Raw genomic sequence first — 18866 nt, 5'->3', positions numbered from 1 at the left:
CACAGAGACTGCGCAACATGCTATTTCATTGATAGCAATTAAATGGCACTCCAAACCACTGCCGTGATCTGCAAAAGAGCGCCAGTAAAAATTCGTTAGACTGCTGGCATGGTTATTCCCCAGCTTTCGCACAAGCAACAATTCTTTGCTGCCGCCGCATTCATGGCGATCTTGGGCTTCATCATTTGGGCATTGATGCGCTATATCAGCCCAGCGCCGCCTCGCATCGTGACAATGACCACAGGTGCCGCAGACGGCGCATACCATCACTTTGGTGAAAAATACCAAGCCTATCTCAAAGCGAATGGTATCAAGCTAGAACTCAAAACCTCGGCGGGCTCGGTGCAAAACCTTGAGCGCTTAGAAGACACAAAAATCAACGCAGGTTTTGTGCAGGGCGGCCTAGGGCAATTGAGTATTGATCCCAACGCAGATGACGACAACACGCCTCTGCGATCGCTCGCCGTGATCGGCTATGAGCCACTTTGGGTGTTTGCGCAGAATCCTGAAGCTGCCAAAAAACTGGGGGGCAGTTTGCTTGGGTTGAAAGGCATGCGTATTGCTGTCGGCGCAGAAGGCAGTGGCACGCGCAAGGTCGCTCTGGATCTGCTCAAGGCTTATGGCGTGAGCGCTGAGAACGCGACACTGGAGCCCAACTCTGGCATGGCAGCCACGCAGGCACTGCTCGATAAAAAACTCGATGCCATTATTTTGATTGCATCGCCTCAAGCACCAGCAGTGCAAAAGCTGATTGACCCCGGCAATTCCGCCACTCTGATCAACCTCGCCCAAGCCGAAGGCATCACTCGCCGCTTGCCTTATCTCTCCACCGTGGTGCTCAAAGCAGGTTCGGTTGACCCCGTGAGCCAAACTCCCCCTCAAGATGTCACGCTGCTGACCACCACAGCCAATCTCGTCGTACGGCAAGACACGCATCCTGCGATTGCTTATTTGCTGCTGGAAGCCGCACGCGATACGCACAAAGGCGCGACGCTGCTGAGTCGCCCTAGCGAATTTCCCCACCCACGTGGTACAGACTTCCCGCTCTCGGAAGAAGCCACGCGCTATTTCAAAGATGGCCGCCCTTTCCTGCAGCGCTATCTGCCCTTTTGGCTAGCCAATGCCCTGCAGCGCCTGCTGCTCATCTTGATTCCGCTGGCTGCCATTGGTATCCCCGTGATCAAACTGATTCCCGAGCTGCTGCAATTCAAAGAGAAAAATCGCTTGTATCGCCGCTATGGGCAATTGCTCAAGATAGAGACAGACATCCGTTCACGGCAGCTCAGCCAACAAGAAATCAACAGCGCTCGCGCCGATCTGAACACCATTGAAAGCGAGATCAGCCGCACAAAATTCACCTTGGAATTTGCAGACCGCGTGTACACCCTGCGCCAACACGTGGATTACGTGCGCGGCCAGTTGCAAAACGAGCAAGATTCACTCAACTCACCGAAAGCATCATGAAAATCATCATCACTGGCGGCGCTGGCTTTGTGGGCGCGCGCCTCGCTAAAGAACTCCTTCAGCGCGGTACTTTGAATTTGCGTGGCCAAGCTGCAGAACGGATCACCCATATCGTCCTGGCTGATCGTGTGGCCGCGCGCACAGATCTCACAAATGATCCACGCATCTCGTGCGAAGTGGGCGATCTGTTTGACCAACTGCAAAGCGGCTCGGAGAACTTACTGGCTCGCCACGCCGACGCAGCCGCCATCTTCCACATGGCCGCTGCCGTGAGCGGCGAATGCGAAGCCAATTTCGATCTTGGCATGCGCAGCAACTACGCCACCACCCATGCTCTGCTGGAAAGCTGTCGCGCTTTAAAAACGCAACCTACGGTCTTTTTCGCCAGCTCCATCGCTGTATTTGGCACGACTGCGCATCACGCCTTCCCGCATGAGATTGTGGACACGACACTACCCACACCGCAAACCAGCTACGGCATCCAAAAGCTCATTGGCGAGCAGCTCATGGCCGATTACGCACGAAAAGGCTTCATCCGCGCTCGCACCGCGCGCCTCGCTACCGTCTCCGTGCGAGCAGGTCAGCCCAATGGCGCGGCATCTGGCTTTTTCAGCGGCATGATCCGCGAGCCCTTGAACGGCATTCGCTGCACGATTCCAGTGAAACTGGATGTGGTGCATTCGCTCTCATCGCCTGCAAAAACTGTGGAGCACATCATTGCTTGCATGGAAGCCAACGACGAAGCTTGGGGACCGCTCACGGCGCTGAATTTACCCGCTGTGCCTACGACAGTGGGCGAGATGGCTGATACGCTGCGCCGCGTCGCAGGTGATCCAGTGCACGCTCTGCTCGATTGGAAGATTGACCCCGCCGTTGAGCGCATCGTCAGCGGCTGGCCCACGCGCATGGGCTCTCCACGCGCGCAAGCGCTGGGCATGAAACCCAACGCCAGCTTCGAAGAGATCGTGCGCTCGCACATTGCCGAAAACCATCCTGACTTTAAGGTTTAATTTCGCCCCGCTCTGAGGGCATCCCCTAGCCCCAAGCCAGCCGTATCGGGCTAGACTGCAATATCGCTTATTTTGGAGACTTCCATGCTACTGACACGTCGCCTTTCTACCCTCTTCCTTGCCGCCGCAGCCGCTGCAGGCTTCATGAGCAGCGCCGCAGCGCAAACCACGATGAAGATCAGCATCTCGGTCGCGCAAAACTCGCACCAAGGCGTGGCGATTGACACCTTCGCCCGCGAAGTGGAAAAGCGCACAGCAGGCCGCTACAAAATCCAAACCTTCTACTCCGGCGCTTTGGGTGGCGAGCGCGAAAGCATTGAATCTGTGCAGTTGGGCACCCAAGAACTCACCTTCACATCAACAGGCCCTGTGCCCAATTTCGTGCCTGATGCGCGAATCTTAGATATTCCCTTCTTGTTCCGTGACAAAGCGCATGCACGCGCCGTGCTCGATGGCGCGATTGGCCAAGAAATGCTCGCCAAGTTTGAGCCCAAAGGTTTCAAAGCTCTGGCTTGGGGCGAGAATGGCGTGCGCCACATGACCAACAGCAAACGTACCGTCACTTCGCCCGATGATTTGAAGGGTCTGAAAATGCGCACGATGGAAAACCCCGTCCACGTCGCGGCCTACAAAGGCTTCGGCATCGTGACCACGCCCATGGCTTTCCCTGAAGTGTTCACCGCTTTGCAGCAAGGTACGGTCGATGGGCAAGAGAATCCACTCTCCGTCATCATGGCGGCCAAGTTTGACCAAGTGCAAAAGCACCTCTCGCTCACTGGCCACGTTTATTCGCCCGCTATTTTTCTGATGAGCAAGGGCGCATTCGACAAACTCTCCGCTGCTGACAAAACGGCCTTCCTCGAAGCCGCTAAAGAAGGCGCCAAAGTAGGCCGCGCTCGCGTGGATGAAGACGATGCCAAAGGCGTGACCGAGCTGCGCAGCAAAGGTATGACCGTGGTGGAGAACGTGGATAAATCCAAATTCATCGCTGCACTCACACCCGTGAATGCCGAGTTTGAAAAACAGTTCGGCAAAGCCAATATTGACCGCATCCGCGCTGTGAAATAATTGGAGAAGTGCTACATAATCAGTAGCACTTCGCGCAATAAATACGCCGGCGACATACCGTTTTCGGCGTATTTTTCATTGAAAAGACAGATACCAAACGATGAAAAACTCCTTCCTGAAATTTGAGAGCTTCACCACAGGCTTGGCCATGGCCATCGCCTGTGCCATGCTCGGTATCGCTTCCTGCTTGGGGCTCTTCCAGATCATTACGCGCTTCGTCTTGGAGCGCCCTGCGGAATGGACAGAGGTGTTGATTCGATTCAGCTTGATCTGGATGGTGTTTTTAGGCATTGCGCCCGCGTTTCGCCAAGGCGCGATGGTGAGCGTGGATGTGCTGTATCGCTGGAGTCCGCCCAGCATCAAGCGCGTGCTCGATTACGTCGTCACGATTGCAGCCCTGATTCTGATTGCCGTGCTGATTTGGTGGGGCTGGGATTATGCGAATCGCGGCAAAGTGCAAAGCACGATTGGCTTGGAAGATGTGAGTATGTTTTGGGCATATTTGGCCATCCCTGTCGGGGGCGTGTTCAGTGCGATTGGCGTGATCGGCAATTTGTTCGATCCACAGCGCCTTGAGTTGGAGACCGCACAATGAGACACGCAGAACCGCTTCAAGTGGCTCAAGCCCCCCTGGGGGGCAGCGACGACGCGCCAGCGCAGAGCGTGGGGGTCATATGAGCACCGTGATGATTCTCACCATGGTGATGTGCTTTGCACTCACCATTTCTGTGGCCGTATCAATTGGCCTCTCGGCCATCGTCGGCATTCAAGTCAGCAATGTGAATATGCTGATCTCGGTCAAGGAAATGTTTTCCTCGATCAATAAATTTCCACTCGCTGCGATTCCCTTCTTTATTCTGGCGGGCAACATCATGGAAACGGGCGGTATCTCGCGCCGCTTGGTGGAGTTCGCCAAATCCATCGTGGGCGGCGTGCAAGGCGGCTTGCCCATGACTTGTGTGCTCACCTGCATGATCTTTGCGGCTGTTTCAGGTTCATCCGTGGCGACGACCTTTGCTATCGGTGCGATCCTGATCCCTGCACTCATCAAGCATGGCTACCCCACGCCTTATGCCGCTGCGCTGCAAGCCACCAGCGCCGAGTTGGGCGTGATCATTCCGCCGAGCATTCCGATGATTTTGTATGGCGTGAGCGCGGAGGTCTCCATCGGCGAGCTCTTCATCGCAGGCTTTGGCCCAGGTCTCTTGATTGGCTTCGCGCTGATGCTCTTCGTCTATGTCTATTGCCGTATCAAAGGCTGGGGCAAAAACGATGGTGATGGCCGTTTGAGCTTCGGCAAAGCCACTTGGCAAGCAGGCTGGGCGCTGCTCATGCCAGTCATCATCCTAGGCGGCATCTATGGCGGTATCTTCACGCCCACGGAAGCTTCAGCAGTGGCTGTGTTTTACGCGCTCATCGTGGGCATGCTGATTTACCGCGAAATCAAAATAGCTGATCTCTACAAAATATTGAAGAAATCCGTGATCTCCAGCGCCGTGATCATGTTCATCATTGCCAATGCTGGTCTTTTTGCCTTCCTCATCACACGAGCCGGCGTGCCTGATGCGATTGGCCAGTATCTGAAAGAAGTGTTGCAAAGCCCCGCGATCTTCCTACTGGGCGTGAACGCTGCCCTCTTCATCATCGGCATGTTCATCGAAACCAGCGCCGCCATCATCGTGCTCGCGCCGATTCTTGCCCCTGTAGCCATGCATTTCGGCATCGATCCCGTGCATTTCGGCCTGATCATGGTGGTCAACCTTGCTCTGGGCATGATCACCCCACCCTTCGGTGTGAACCTGTTTGCAGCATGTACGGTAGCGAGAATATCCTTGGACCGGATCATTCCGCATCTGCTGCCCTTCGTCTGTGTGATTTTGTTCTGCTTGATGCTGATCACCTACATCCCGGGCATCAGCCTGACCTTGCGCGATCTTGTGTACAAGTGAGCTTTTGAGTCACGTACAATGATGGTTGCTTGGAGAGAGTTCTTTAATGAACCGCCGAAGGCGCAGTTGATTTAAGTCAGCAAACGCTCAGGCAAAAGGACAGGCAATCGAAAGCTTTATGGCTTTCACATTCTGTTGGAGAGAGGCTGAGCGCAAGGCTCGGCCCACCGAAGGGGCAACTGGTTTGATCTCAAACCAAGAATCTCTCAGGTAAAGCGGACAACAGGGTTTCTCATTTTCAAACACCCGTCATCTGGCTGATGTTTGATCCTTTGATTTGGAAACCCTGTATGTCTGACGCTCACCAAGATTTACTTCAAGTCCCCCTCAACGCACTTCACATTGAGCTCGGCGCTCGCATGGTGCCGTTTGCAGGCTACTCCATGCCTGTGCAATACCCGGCTGGCCTCATGGCTGAGCATGCACACACGCGCACGGCAGCGGGTTTGTTTGACGTCTCGCACATGGGGCAAGTGCGCTTGGATGCGCCCACGCATGAGGCGCGCGCCCTCGCCCTTGAATCGCTGATTCCCATGGATGTATTGGGCTTGGGCGAAGGTAAGCAGCGCTACGGCCTGCTCACGAACGATGCGGGTGGCATCATCGATGATTTGATGTTCACGAATCGTGGCGATCACATCTTCATCATCGTCAATGGCGCTTGCAAGCATGGTGATCTGGCTTGGATGCGCAAGAAGCTTGGCTCTTCACATCCAGCCGCCAAGCTCACTTATCTAGAAAATGATGCCCTGCTCGCGCTGCAAGGTCCACAAGCCGTCACAGCGCTCTCGCGCATGATCCCCGGCGTCGAAAAACTCGTTTTCATGACCGGCGGTGATTTTGTATGGCAAGGCGTGTCACTCTTCATCACACGCAGCGGCTACACCGGCGAAGATGGTTTTGAAATTTCTGTGCCCGGCAATCAAGCTGAAAAATTAGCTCGCGCCATGCTCGCTGAGCCGGAAGTCAAGCCCATCGGCCTAGGCGCTCGCAACTCGCTCCGCTTGGAAGCAGGCCTCTGCTTGTACGGCAACGATATTGATACGACGACTGATCCGATTGAAGCCACCTTGCTCTGGTCGATCCAGAAAGCGCGACGCGCGGGCGGCGAGCGAGCAGGCGGCTTTCCAGGCGCTACAAAATTGATAGCATATGGTGCAATGAATACGCCGGCGACTGAGCTAAAACCATCTAAAAAACGCATCGGCCTCATCGCCCAAGAGCGTATCCCCGTACGCGATGGTACCGATCTATTCAGCGTGGATGGCCAGCCAATCGGCAAAGTCACCAGCGGCCTCCTTGGCCCCACGATCAACCAGCCCATTGCCATGGGTTACGTTAACCTCGAATTCACAGCGCCAGATACCGTGGTGCATGCTATGGTGCGCGGCAAACCCGTCCCCATGAAAGTTAGCGCCATGCCCTTTGTTCCGCAGCGCTACTATCGTGGCTGAATTTAATTGTGATCTGACCCCATTTAATTTAGGAGAAAAAGCTATGACGATGAAATACACCGAAGACCACGAATGGCTCAATGTGGATGGCGACACGGCCATCGTGGGCATCACGCACCATGCGCAAGACGCGCTGGGCGATGTGGTGTTTGTGGATTTGCCTGAAGTGGGCAAGGCCTATGCGCAAAAAGACGTGGCAGGCGTGGTCGAAAGCGTGAAGGCTGCGGCGGATGTGTACATGCCAGTGAGCGGCACGGTGACTGAGGTAAACGAAGCTTTACGCGCTGATCCTGCACTCGCGAACTCCGATCCGCTGGGCGCAGGCTGGTTCTTCAAGGTCAAACTTTCTGACGCTGGCCAATTGGCTTCGCTGATGGATGAGACGGCTTACACGGCGTTCGAGAAAAACGCTTAATTTCAACTCAACCAACAGAACGCAAAAGACGCAAAAACTGCGCAGAAGACGCAAAAAATATTTTTGTATTCTTCTTCTGCGACTTTTGCGTAGTTTTTGCGTCTTTTGCGTTCAATTTTTCCCGAGCAAACAATCATGTTGATGCAATCCGCCGCCCCTTTGAGTGAACTTGAAAACCACGCTGAATTCCAAGCGCGCCATATTGGCCCTTGGGAAGGCGATGAGCAGCACATGCTCAGCGTGATTGGTGCGGCTTCGCGCCGCGCCCTCATCGAAGCCATCGTGCCTGATTCAATCAAGCGCGCGAATGCGATGAAGCTTCCTGCGCCGATCACCGAGGCCGCAGCGCTGGCTGAAATGAAAGCGATTGCCAGCAAGAACAAGCTGATGAAAAACTTCATCGGCCAAGGCTACTACGCTTGTCACACACCTGGCGTGATCTTGCGCAACATCTTGGAGAACCCCGCTTGGTACACCGCCTACACACCCTACCAAGCTGAGATTTCGCAAGGCCGTATGGAAGCGTTGATCAACTTCCAAACCATGGTGTGCGACCTCACCGCCATGCCGATTGCGAACGCTTCGATGCTCGATGAAGCCACGGCTGCAGCCGAAGCCATGACGCTTGCCAAGCGCAGCGTGAAAGCCAAAGGCAATGTTTGTATCGTGGCAGGTGATGCGCATCCGCAAACGATTGAGGTGATGCAAACACGCGCCAAGCCGCTGGGCATTGAAATCAAAACGGCGCAATCGCAAGAAGAGTGGGATGCACTTATTGCAGGCGATGATTACTTCGCCGTGCTGGAGCAATACCCATCCACCAGTGGCCGCCTCGGTGAAGAAGGCAATGATGTGAAAACGGCGCATGCCAAAGGCGCGGCTTATATCGTGGCGACTGATTTGCTCGCGCTCACCTTACTCAATCCTCCCGGCCAATGGGGCAATGGTGATGCATCAGGCGCTGCAGACATCGTAGTGGGCTCCACGCAGCGCTTTGGTATGCCGCTTTGCAATGGCGGACCTCATGCCGCTTTCCTCGCTTGCAAAGACGATTTCAAGCGCTCCATGCCTGGCCGCTTGGTGGGCGTGAGCGTAGATTCGCATGGCAATCCGGCCTATCGCCTCGCGTTGCAAACGCGCGAGCAACACATTCGCCGCGAGAAAGCGACTTCCAATATTTGTACGGCGCAAGTGTTGCCCGCAGTCGTCGCAAGTATGTACGCCGTGTATCACGGCCCCGTGGGTTTGAAGCGTATTGCGCAGCGCGTAGCAAGCTACACCGCCATCCTTGCCAAAGGCTTGGAGCAAATGGGCTTAGAGCTCGGCACGCACAGCAGCGGCTTCGACACGCTTTGCCTGCACACCAAGGATGCTACGGATTCGATAGCTGCTCGCGCAGTATCCATGGGCGTGAACCTGCGAAAAGCATGGGATGAATACATCATCATGAGTTTGGACGAGACAACGACTCGCGCTGATATTGAACTGATCTGGGGTATTTTCTCGAATGGAAAAGCCATTCCAAACTTCGCTCAATTTGAAAAAGGCATCGAGCCTTTGATCCCGCATTCACTGCGTCGCACTAGTGAATTCCTCACGCATCCCGTGTTCAACACGCATCACAGTGAAACGGCGATGCTGCGTTATATCCGCAGCTTGAGCGACAAGGATTTGGCGCTGGATCGCACCATGATCCCGCTGGGCTCATGCACCATGAAGCTCAACGCCACAAGCGAGATGATCCCGATCACATGGCCTGAGTTTGCAAACATTCACCCCTTCAGCCCTGCCGATCAGCGCGAAGGCTACAGACTTCTCGATGAACAACTGCGCGAATGGCTTTGCCAAGCCACAGGCTACAGCGGCATCAGCTTGCAGCCCAATGCCGGCTCGCAAGGCGAATACGCCGGCCTGCTCGTGATCAACGCTTGGCAAGAAGCTCGCGGCCAAGGCCATCGTAAGATTTGCTTGATTCCCGCCAGCGCTCACGGCACGAACCCTGCCAGCGCGCAAATGGTCGGCATGCAAGTCGTCGTCGTGGCCTGCGATAGTCAAGGCAACGTCGATATGGTCGATATGAAAGCCAAATGCGAGCAACACAGCGCAAACCTCGCAGCGGTGATGATCACTTATCCATCGACGCACGGCGTGTTTGAAACCAGCGTGAAAGAACTCTGCGCGCTCGTGCACGAGCACGGTGGCCGCGTGTATGTGGATGGTGCGAACATGAACGCGCTCGTGGGCGTGGCCGCGCCCGGCGAATTCGGCGGCGATGTATCGCACCTGAACCTTCACAAAACCTTCTGCATTCCCCACGGCGGTGGCGGCCCCGGCGTGGGTCCCGTCTGCGTGGTGGAAGATCTCGTGCCTTTCCTGCCCGGCCATGAAACGGGCGGCATCAAAACGCAAGGCGTGGGTGCGGTGAGCGCAGCGCCATTGGGCAATGCCGCTGTGCTACCCATCAGCTGGATGTATTGCCGCATGATGGGCGCAGAAGGCTTGAAAGATGCGACTGAAGTATCCATCCTCAGCGCCAACTACATCAGCGCAAAACTCAAAGGTCACTTCCCTACGCTCTATGCCAGCGAACAAGGCCATGTGGCGCACGAATGCATCTTAGATTTGCGCCCGATCAAAGACAGCTGCGGCGTGACCGCTGAAGATGTGGCCAAGCGCCTCATTGACTACGGTTTCCACGCCCCCACCCTCAGCTTCCCTGTCGCCGGTACGCTGATGGTCGAGCCCACCGAGAGCGAAGACCTCGCCGAGATTGACCGCTTCATCAACGCCATGATCGCCATCCGCGCCGAGATCGCCCAAATCGAAAAAGGTGCATGGCCGCAAGACGATAATCCATTGAAAAATGCCCCGCACACTGCGCAAGCCGTGAGCAGCGATGAGTGGAAGCATGCCTATCCTCGCTCAGTGGCGAGTGCCACATTGAGTGCCAAGCAACACAGCAAATACTGGGCTCCCGTGGGCAGGCTCGATAACGTCTATGGCGACCGCAACTTGGCCTGCAGCTGCATTCCAGTGAGCGACTACGCATGATGCAGTTCTCCACGCGTCGTGTTGACTACACCAAACCAACAGACCGCGCTGCATTAACTGCTTTGCTCAACCACTACGCCACCGACCCCATGGGTGGCGGCACGCCGATAGCACCCGAGGCACTGGAGCGCCTGTGCGACGATCTCTCCAAGCGCCCTTTCGCCTTCAGCATCATCGCTTGGGCGCAAACACCGCAAGGCGAGCAGTCCGCAGGCCTAGCCAACTGTTTCGAAGGCTACAGCACCTTCAAAGCCGCGCCTCTCATCAACATTCACGACATCGTGGTTCACATTGACTGGCGCGGCCAAGGCGTGGCGCAAATGCTGATGCAAGCTGTGCAGCAAGAAGCTCAAGCACGCAAAGCCTGCAAGATCACGCTAGAAGTACTCACTGGCAATACAGTGGCCATGAAAAGCTACGAACGCTTCGGCTTCGCACCCTACGCACTTGACCCAAAAGCAGGCACTGCCACCTTCATGCAGAAGTGGCTCTAGCTACTTCACCGTCAAGCGCATCTCTACCCGCAAACTGCTCTGCGAGCTTTCGCTGCTGCGCGATAGGATGCTGCTGGTAGAGCTGTTTTGCGCATCTTCCGTTTGCGCAATCGTGATCCATTCACCCAGCTGAACGGGCAAGGTCGTTGACACCTTGGATTCCCGCACGCCCTGCGCAAGCGCTGTGCTGATTTCAACTTCAGCCACATCATCGCCATACCAAAGCGGGCGGGCGCTGAATCCGCTGTTGCGATCAATCAACACTGAACTGGGCACCAGATTCACCGTATCTTTGTAGATCAAGACTTGCACAACGCGAAGCGGCACGGTTTGCCCCAAGGAAAAGCTCACACTGCGACCATTGAGCACCAAGGCTTGCTGCTGCAAGCTGCGGCCTTGGGTGCTGCGGCTTTGATCGATGCCTGCACTCACCGCGCCGCGAGAATTTCCGGGCTGCAAAATCACGCGGCCTTGCGCGTCCACACTGCTGCGCTGAGTTGCTTCGTTTCCGATCTGGCGAATTTCTATTTGCAGATTGCGCAGAGGCAGCACAGCTGGGTTGCTCTGAGCCTGGAGCTGCACCTGAGATACTATTATTTTAGGAGCACTCTGCGCAGGTTCTATGCCGGCGATAGCCATAAAAGGCATAAAAAACATGCCAAAAAAGGCCATCTGAGCGAGTAGGCGAAGTGCTTTCATGTCCAATCAAAGCTGCTTCGCGCTAAACGTATCGCAGCTTTTGATATTGCCAGTTTGAATGCCTTGGTTGAACCAACGCATGCGCTGCTGGCTGGTGCCATGCGTGAAACTATCGGGCACGATGCGGCCTTGGCTTTTCTGCTGCAGGGCATCGTCGCCAATCTGCTGGGCAGCATTCATCGCCTCTTCAATATCGCCCTTCTCCAGCCACTGCTTGCCTTGCGCAGCGTATTTCTTCTGGGTGTGATGCGCCCACACACCAGCATAGCAATCAGCCTGTAATTCGAGGCGCACGGAGAGTTGGTTCTGCTCACGCTCGCTGATCTTGCCGCGCATCGCATCGACCTTGCCGCTCGTGCCTAATACGTTTTGCACATGATGGCCGACCTCATGCGCGATCACATAAGCTTGCGCGAAATCGCCGGGCGCGCCCAGCTTGTTTTTCATGGTTTCGTAAAAGCTCAGATCGATATACACCTTGCGGTCTGCCGGACAGTAAAACGGGCCCATCGCGGCTTGGCCCGCGCCGCAGGCGGTTTGCGTTGCACCGCGAAACAATGTGAGCTTCGGAGCGGGATACTGCGCACCAGCTTGCTTGAACATCTCGCCCCACACGTCTTCTGTGTCTGCGAGCACTGTGGCCACCATCGAGGCCATCGCATCATCTTTCGGCGGGCGCTGTGCGGGTGCTTGTTGCACTTGCGGCGCGCTCATGCCACCACCACCGCCGAGTATGCCAAGCACGGTCATCGGATTGATGCCAAAGATCCAACCCGCGATGAGCGCAATCACAATCGTACCCAAGCCCATACCGCGCCCGCCACCGAGGCGAAAGCCTCCACCACCACCAGCTTGATTGCGGCGGTCTTCAACGTTGTCTGATTGGCGATTGCCTTCCCATTTCATGGCTGTCTCCTGATGATGAATACCATCATCGTACACCCGGCGGGAAGAAGCGAAAAAAGCTTATTCTTGAAACAAGGCGAACACGCGCATCGCGCATTCGCGCAAGGCGGTGTAGGTGCTGGTGTGGCCGAGTGCGAGTTGTTCAAAGGCATACGCAGCATCGGTTTGCATGCGGCGGGTGTCCACCGTCAAACCATCGTGTGCCATCAACTCAGAAAAACGCGAGAGCAAAGCCAAACCGCTGGCATAGCCCAACTCAGTAGGCATCAAACTGGCACTCACGCCTGCAGCTGCGGGGTTGGCCATCAAAGGTTTGTGAATCGTTGCAATCATCGCTATCTCCTAAAGATTTTCCTGTGGGATCAATCGGTGGTTTAACTTGCCAAGCTTGCTCACTCTTTTGGAGCAAACAAGCCATGCCTGTGCTGATACAACGCAAGTGTGATTCAATAGAGGACATGCCGTTAGTACCACCACCCAAGACGCGTGTGACAAATTCACGTAAATCATCGAAAACGCTTTTGCTGACTGGTTTTGAGCCCTTTGGAGACGATCCGGGTGCACTTTCGCTCAATCCAAGCTTGTCAATAGCCCAGGCTTTGAATGGGCAAAAAATCGGGGTCTGGCGAGTCGCAGGCGAAGTGCTGCCTTGCGAATTTGGCCGCTCCGTGCGCGTGCTCAAAACTCTGATGCGCGAATACGAGCCTGAGGCTATCCTCTGCCTCGGTCAAGCCGGCGGCCGCAGTGCCATCAGCATTGAGCGTATCGCGGTGAATTGGGATGAGGCTGCGCTTGCCGATAACGCGGGCGTACTGCGCACAGGCCAAGCCATCCTCAAAACTGCACCTGCCGCTTACTTCAGTACTTTACCCATTCATGACATGCGCGATGCTCTGCTTGAAGCAGGCCTTCCCGCGGAGCTTTCCAGCACTGCAGGCCATTTCGTTTGCAATCATGTTTTTTTCTCGCTGATGCATATGCTACGAGGGCAAGCAACTCCCGCAGGCTTTGTGCACGTACCCTATCTGCCTGAGCAGGCCAAGTTAACAGGTGCAGCTCAGACACCCAGCATGTCGCTTGGCTCTATGAATGCTGCGATACGATGCGTGATAGAGAAACTCGCGCCCAGCAAGAAGCCATGAAAAAAGACCAGATCGAACCCTTCTTCGCCACGCTCAAAGCGGCCAATCCACAGCCTAACACCGAGCTGGAATACACCAGTGTGTTTGAGCTGCTGTCAGCTGTGTTGCTCTCTGCGCAAGCCACCGATGTGGGTGTGAACAAAGCGACGCGCAAGCTCTTTCCTGTGGCCAACACGCCGCAAGCCATTCTTGACTTGGGTTTGGCAGGACTTGAGAGCTATGTCAAAACGATTGGCCTGTATCGCAGCAAAGCCAAGCATCTGATGGAGACATGCCGCATTTTGGTGGAGCAACACGGTGGCATGGTGCCGCGCACGCGTGAAGCGCTCGAAGCCCTGCCCGGCGTAGGCCGCAAAACGGCGAATGTGGTGCTCAATGTGGCTTTCGGTCAACCCACGATGGCGGTGGATACGCACATTTTTCGCGTGAGCAATCGCACAGGCTTAGCGCCAGGCAAGAATCCGCTGCAAGTGGAAATACAGCTCATGAAGCGTGTGCCGGCTGCATATGCGGTGGATTCGCACCATTGGCTCATCTTGCATGGCCGCTACGTGTGCATGGCGCGCAAGCCTTTGTGTTTCAAATGCGCTGTGTCACAGCATTGTGATTTCAAACCCAAAACTTTGTCTGACTAATCTTTCAGAAACAGAAAGGCCAACCATGTCTCAACACTCAGTTTCTAGAAGAAATTTGATACAAAAAAGCCTGATCGCTGGCGTATCTATTGCGCAAGCAGCTCCTGTATTCATAGCATCGTCAGTTCGCAATGTGCATGCGCAAACCGCTACGGATTATCCCTCCAAGCCTGTGAAAATCATCGTTGGCTTTCCCGCTGGCGGCGGCACGGATGTGTTTGCCCGCGCGCTCGCGCAAGGGCTACAAGCGCAACTCGGCGGCAGCTTCGTGGTGGAGAACAAACCCGGTGCGGGCGGCGTACTGGCCAGCACCGGCATGCTGCAAACACCTGCTGACGGGCTCACGCTTCTGCTAGGCAGCACATCCACCCAAGTGATCGCACCCCTGCTCTATGCCAAGCGGCCTTACACGCCAACGGATTTCACGCCGATCGCGCATGTGGCCAGCGTCGGCATCGTACTCGTAGCGAATCCAAACGCACCATTCAACAACGTGGCCGAGCTAGTGAACTATGCACGACAACGCCCCGGCCAACTCAATTACGCCTCAGGTGGCAATGGCGTAACAAATCACCTCGCAATGGAGCTGCTCAAAAGCCGCACCAATACATTCATCACCCACATCCCCTATCGCGGCTCAGCGCCGGCGCTGCAAGATGTGATCGGCGGGCAAGTGCCGCTGATGTTTGATTCAATTGCTGCCAGCGGCCCGCAGATTCGCAGCGGTAAAGTCAAAGCGTTAGGTATCGCAGGCTTGCAGCGCTTGGATGCCCTGCCTGGCGTGCCGACAATATCTGAGGCTGGCGCAAACATTGGCCTCAGAGATTTCGACACATCTGGATGGGTGGCGCTGTATGCACCCAAAGCCTTGCCTGCCTCTATCTTGAGTAAGCTGCAAGATGCAACGGCGAAAATTCTGGCGCAAAGCGATGTGATCCAGCGCTTTGCTGCCGCGGGTGCGCAAGCCAAATTCATGAATGCGGCCGAGCTCACTGCGTATGAAGCTGCTGAGACGCGCAAATGGAGCGAGGCCGTGAAATACTCGGGCGCAAAGATCGACTGAGAAAGAAAAACCACATGGATGACATTTCAAGCCTGCGCCAGATTCTCAAAAGCTGCCGCACTGTGGCCGTGGTGGGCTTGTCTGCCGAATGGCATCGCCCCAGCTTCTTTGCTGCGAAATACATGCAAGAGCATGGCTACCGCATCATTCCCGTGAATCCGAAATACCCGGAGATTTTGGGCGAAAAGAGCTACGCTTCTTTGCTGGATATTCCGCATGCTGTGGATATGGTGGATGTGTTTCGTAAGCAAGAGGACGTCATGCCGATTGCTGAGCAAGCTGTGAAGGTCGGTGCAAAGTGTTTGTGGCAGCAGCTCGGCGTGATGAATCAAGAAGCGCATGCGCTGGCCGAATCCAAAGGCATGCTCAGCGTGATGAACCGCTGCGTGAAGATTGAACATGCGCGGCTCTTTGGCGGCTTGAATTGGGCGGGTGTGAACACGAAAGTGATCTCTGCCAAGCGGCCAGCATAAGAAAGAACAACATGGCTGATCGTCAATACCATCCCGAGACTCTGGCCATCCATGCCGGGCAAATCCCCGATGCCGCTACAGGCAGCCGCGCGCTACCGATTTATCAAACCACCAGCTATGTGTTCGACAGTGCGGATCATGCGGCGAGCCTCTTTAATCTGCAAACGTTTGGCAATGTGTATTCACGCATCTCCAATCCAACGGTTGCCGCTTTAGAAGAGCGAGTAGCAGCGCTCGAAGGCGGGCGTGCTGCCGTAGCTGCTGCCACGGGCATGGCTGCAGAGATGCTGGCACTCCTGACGATTTTGCAAACAGGCGATCATGTGGTGGCCGCAGCCGCACTTTATGGCGGCTCTGTCACGATGCTGGCAGTGAATTTCAAAAAGCTCGGCATTGAAATCAGCTTCGTCGATGCGCGTAAGCCTGAAAATGTGGCTGCTGCGATCAAACCCAACACCCGCGCCGTGTTTGCTGAGACGTTGGGCAACCCAAGCCTACTCATGCTCGATATCGCAGCCATTGCAGACATTGCGCATGCACATGGCCTGCCACTGGTAGTGGACAACACCGTGCCCTCGCCTTACCTGTGCAACCCGATTGCGCACGGCGCAGACATCGTGGTGCACTCCGCCACCAAATACATCAGCGGCCACGGCACAGCCATGGGCGGCGTGGTGGTGGAAGCCGGTAAGAAGCATGGCAATTTCAGCTGGGACAACGGCAAATTCCCCGGCATGACCGAGCCCAGCGATGGCTACCACGGCGTGAAGTTTTACGAAACCTTTGGCGATTTTGGTTTCACCATGCGCGCGCGCTTAGAAACCCTGCGCGTCTATGGCGCGGCGCTTGCGCCGATCAATGCCTGGATGATTTTGCAAGGCTCGGAAACGCTGCCTGTACGCATGCGCGAGCATGTGCGCAACACGCGGGCGGTGGCGAGCTTCCTCAAATCGCACCCGAAAGTGGCTTGGGTGAATTACCCCGGCATGAAAGACAGCGATCAATATGCGCTCTGCCAAAAGTATTTGCGCGCTGTGGATGGCGAGCCCGGTGCATCGGGCTTGCTGGCCTTTGGTGTGAAGGGCACGAATGCAGCGCAAGCGGGTGTGCAGTTCATCGAAGGCGTGCAGTTCTTGAGTCACCTCGCCAACATCGGCGACACGCGCACTCTTGTGATTCACCCTGCTTCCACCACTCACCGCCAGCTCACCGAAGAGCAGCAGCTTGCGGCTGGCGTATCGCCTGATCTGGTGCGCATGTCTGTGGGCTTAGAGCATATCGACGACATCCTCTGGGACATCGATCAAGCGCTGTCCAAGGTGAATGCATGAGCATTTACGACATAGGTTTAGACAAGAACGCGGCGAATTACGCTGCACTCACACCTACCAGTTTCGTTGAGCGCTGCGCGGAGATTTATGGCGATTTACCAGCCGTGATTCACAGCGCGCGGCGCTACACCTGGGCGCAAACGCGCGATCGCAGCGCGCGATTGGCCTCTGGCCTGAAAGCTTTGGGCATACAACGCAGCTCCACAGTGAGCGTGATGCTCACCAACACACCCGAGATGATTGAAGCGCATTACGCTGTGCCGGCACTTGGCGCCGTGCTCAACACACTCAATGTGCGGCTCGATGCAGCGCTACTCGCTTGGCAGATGGCGCATTGCGAAGCCAGTGTGTTGATCACCGACAGTGAGTTTGAGCCCGTGGTGCGCGAAGCTTTGCAGCTCTTGAAAACACAGCACCAGCGCGATATCACCGTGATTGATGTATGCGATAGTGAGTTCACAGGTTCGCATAAAAAGCTTGGCTCTCAAACCTACGAGAGCTTCATCGCAGCTCATGCGCCCATCGCCTCGTTAGTTGGTATCTCAGACGAATGGGATGCGATAGCAGTGAGCTACACCAGTGGCACCACAGGCGATCCCAAAGGCGTGGTCACGCATCATCGTGGCGCGTATTTGAATGCAGTGAACAACGCGGTCACATGGAGCTTGCCGAAATTTGCAAGATACCTCTGGACGCTCCCGATGTTTCACTGCAATGGCTGGTGCTTTCCTTGGACGGTCGCGCTCGTGGGCGGCACGCATATTTGCCTGCGCCGCGTGGAAGCGCCAGCGATGATTGCAGCTTTCCGCGATCACAAGGCCAATCACTATTGCGCCGCGCCGATTGTGCATAACCTCTTGATTGCTGCACATGCCAGCGATCCCACCGCTTTCCAAGGCATCACGCATGCCATCAAAGGCATGGTAGCCGCCGCCTCACCACCCGCCTCCATGATCGAAGGCATGGCGAAGATGGGCTTTGATATTACGCATGTCTATGGCCTTACCGAAGTCTATGGCCCGGCCAGCGTATGCGCCAAACGTCAGAGTTGGGCAGACGAAAACCTCTCTGAGCAAACTCGCCTCAATGGCCGCCAAGGCGTGCGCTACGAGCTGCAAGCAGGCATGACCGTGATGAACCCTGAAACCATGCAAGAAGTGCCTGCTGATGGCGAGACCATGGGCGAGATCATGTTTCGCGGCAACATCACCATGCGCGGTTATCTGAAAAACCCGCAAGCCACGCGCAAAGCTTTTGAAGGCGGCTGGTTTCATAGCGGCGATCTCGCCGTCATGGAGCCTGATCGCTACGTGAAAATCAAAGACCGCAGCAAAGACATCATCATCTCGGGCGGCGAAAACATTTCTTCCATCGAAGTGGAAGACGCCCTTTATCGCCATAGTGCCGTGCTCGCCTGCGCGGTCGTGGCTAAGCAAGATGAGAAATGGGGGGAAGTTCCTCTCGCTTTCGTGGAGTGCAAACCGAGCGTCAGTGTTTCAGCAGAAGAACTCATCGCTCACTGCAAGAGCCTGCTGGCCAGCTACAAAGTGCCGCGCGAAATCCGCTTTGCTGCTATTCCGAAAACCTCAACAGGAAAGATTCAGAAATATGCTCTGCGCCAGTCAATCGGCAAATGAGTCTCATGCTTGATTTGCAATTTAATTGACAGCGTATGAATCAGAATTGATGCTTTCAAATCGCTCAATGTCTGC

Annotated in this window: 18 protein-coding genes and 2 riboswitches; of the genes, 15 read left to right on the top strand and 3 right to left on the bottom strand. The window is 55.6% G+C overall.

What is annotated here, in order from left to right; genetic code table 11:
- Nucleotides 1–108 precede the first annotated feature (108 nt).
- The 9 genes from KIH26_RS05380 (at nt 109) to KIH26_RS05340 (ending at nt 10905) form a co-directional block, all read left to right on the top strand.
- On the top strand, nt 109–1464 hold the full coding sequence (locus KIH26_RS05380; protein ID WP_213443166.1) for a TAXI family TRAP transporter solute-binding subunit: 1356 nt from the start codon (nt 109–111) through the stop codon (nt 1462–1464).
- Entirely contained in the window at nt 1461–2474 is a 1014-nt protein-coding gene (gene denD, locus KIH26_RS05375) for a D-erythronate dehydrogenase (protein WP_213443164.1), read from the top strand. The genes KIH26_RS05380 and denD overlap by 4 nt, the downstream gene beginning before the upstream one ends.
- 144 nt (nt 2475–2618) lie before the next feature.
- Nucleotides 2619–3542, top strand: a complete 924-nt coding sequence (locus KIH26_RS05370) for a TRAP transporter substrate-binding protein (protein ID WP_249661105.1) — start codon at nt 2619–2621, stop codon at nt 3540–3542.
- A gap of 100 nt (nt 3543–3642) precedes the next feature.
- A complete protein-coding gene (locus tag KIH26_RS05365; RefSeq protein ID WP_213443160.1) occupies nt 3643–4137 on the top strand; it encodes a TRAP transporter small permease in 495 nt (164 codons plus the stop codon).
- 79 nt (nt 4138–4216) lie between these two features.
- Nucleotides 4217–5491: a TRAP transporter large permease gene (locus KIH26_RS05360; protein WP_213443159.1), complete on the top strand. Its 1275-nt coding sequence runs from the start codon at nt 4217–4219 to the stop codon at nt 5489–5491.
- A 19-nt stretch (nt 5492–5510) separates the two neighbouring features.
- Nucleotides 5511–5604, top strand: a riboswitch (glycine riboswitch).
- 12 nt (nt 5605–5616) lie between these two features.
- Nucleotides 5617–5724, top strand: a riboswitch (glycine riboswitch).
- A 57-nt stretch (nt 5725–5781) separates the two neighbouring features.
- Nucleotides 5782–6945, top strand: a complete 1164-nt coding sequence (gcvT, locus tag KIH26_RS05355; protein ID WP_213443157.1) for a glycine cleavage system aminomethyltransferase GcvT — start codon at nt 5782–5784, stop codon at nt 6943–6945.
- A 43-nt stretch (nt 6946–6988) separates the two neighbouring features.
- Nucleotides 6989–7360, top strand: a complete 372-nt coding sequence (gene gcvH / locus KIH26_RS05350; protein ID WP_213443155.1) for a glycine cleavage system protein GcvH — start codon at nt 6989–6991, stop codon at nt 7358–7360.
- Between the two features lie 135 nt (nt 7361–7495).
- On the top strand, nt 7496–10411 hold the full coding sequence (gene gcvP, locus KIH26_RS05345) for an aminomethyl-transferring glycine dehydrogenase (RefSeq protein WP_213443153.1): 2916 nt from the start codon (nt 7496–7498) through the stop codon (nt 10409–10411).
- A complete protein-coding gene (locus KIH26_RS05340) occupies nt 10408–10905 on the top strand; it encodes a GNAT family N-acetyltransferase (RefSeq protein WP_249660966.1) in 498 nt (165 codons plus the stop codon). Before gcvP ends, KIH26_RS05340 begins: the two co-directional genes overlap by 4 nt.
- On the opposite strand, the gene KIH26_RS05335 is transcribed toward KIH26_RS05340, so the two are convergent.
- The 3 genes from KIH26_RS05335 to KIH26_RS05325 are packed head-to-tail and all read right to left on the bottom strand — an operon-like array spanning nt 10906 to nt 12843.
- Nucleotides 10906–11604: a hypothetical protein gene (locus KIH26_RS05335; protein ID WP_213443151.1), complete on the bottom strand. Its 699-nt coding sequence runs from the start codon at nt 11602–11604 to the stop codon at nt 10906–10908.
- A gap of 6 nt (nt 11605–11610) precedes the next feature.
- Nucleotides 11611–12510: a KPN_02809 family neutral zinc metallopeptidase gene (ypfJ, locus tag KIH26_RS05330; protein ID WP_213443149.1), complete on the bottom strand. Its 900-nt coding sequence runs from the start codon at nt 12508–12510 to the stop codon at nt 11611–11613.
- Between the two features lie 60 nt (nt 12511–12570).
- Nucleotides 12571–12843, bottom strand: coding sequence for a hypothetical protein (locus tag KIH26_RS05325; protein ID WP_213443147.1), 273 nt, complete (start codon nt 12841–12843; stop codon nt 12571–12573).
- Between the two features lie 125 nt (nt 12844–12968).
- Between KIH26_RS05325 and KIH26_RS05320 the strand changes: the two genes are divergently transcribed.
- Genes KIH26_RS05320 through KIH26_RS05295 form a run of 6 tightly spaced genes read left to right on the top strand, consistent with a single transcriptional unit; the run spans nt 12969 to nt 18791 of the window.
- The gene (locus KIH26_RS05320) at nt 12969–13652 is read left to right on the top strand and encodes a pyroglutamyl-peptidase I (RefSeq protein WP_213443145.1); all 684 of its coding nucleotides are present in this window, start codon (nt 12969–12971) and stop codon (nt 13650–13652) included.
- Entirely contained in the window at nt 13649–14287 is a 639-nt protein-coding gene (nth, locus tag KIH26_RS05315; protein WP_213443143.1) for an endonuclease III, read from the top strand. Before KIH26_RS05320 ends, nth begins: the two co-directional genes overlap by 4 nt.
- 25 nt (nt 14288–14312) lie before the next feature.
- On the top strand, nt 14313–15350 hold the full coding sequence (locus tag KIH26_RS05310; protein WP_213443141.1) for a Bug family tripartite tricarboxylate transporter substrate binding protein: 1038 nt from the start codon (nt 14313–14315) through the stop codon (nt 15348–15350).
- A 14-nt stretch (nt 15351–15364) separates the two neighbouring features.
- Nucleotides 15365–15823, top strand: a complete 459-nt coding sequence (locus KIH26_RS05305; RefSeq protein WP_213443139.1) for a CoA-binding protein — start codon at nt 15365–15367, stop codon at nt 15821–15823.
- A gap of 11 nt (nt 15824–15834) precedes the next feature.
- Nucleotides 15835–17154 (top strand): O-acetylhomoserine aminocarboxypropyltransferase/cysteine synthase family protein, encoded by a 1320-nt coding sequence (locus KIH26_RS05300; RefSeq protein ID WP_213443137.1) that lies wholly within the window; start codon nt 15835–15837, stop codon nt 17152–17154.
- Nucleotides 17151–18791 (top strand): acyl-CoA synthetase, encoded by a 1641-nt coding sequence (locus KIH26_RS05295; protein ID WP_213443135.1) that lies wholly within the window; start codon nt 17151–17153, stop codon nt 18789–18791. The genes KIH26_RS05300 and KIH26_RS05295 overlap by 4 nt, the downstream gene beginning before the upstream one ends.
- Nucleotides 18792–18866: the final 75 nt, after the last annotated feature.

This window comes from Variovorax sp. PCZ-1, assembly GCF_018413605.1.
GTDB lineage: Bacteria > Pseudomonadota > Gammaproteobacteria > Burkholderiales > Burkholderiaceae_C > JANMDU01.
This window is presented reverse-complemented; position numbering and strand designations above follow the sequence as displayed.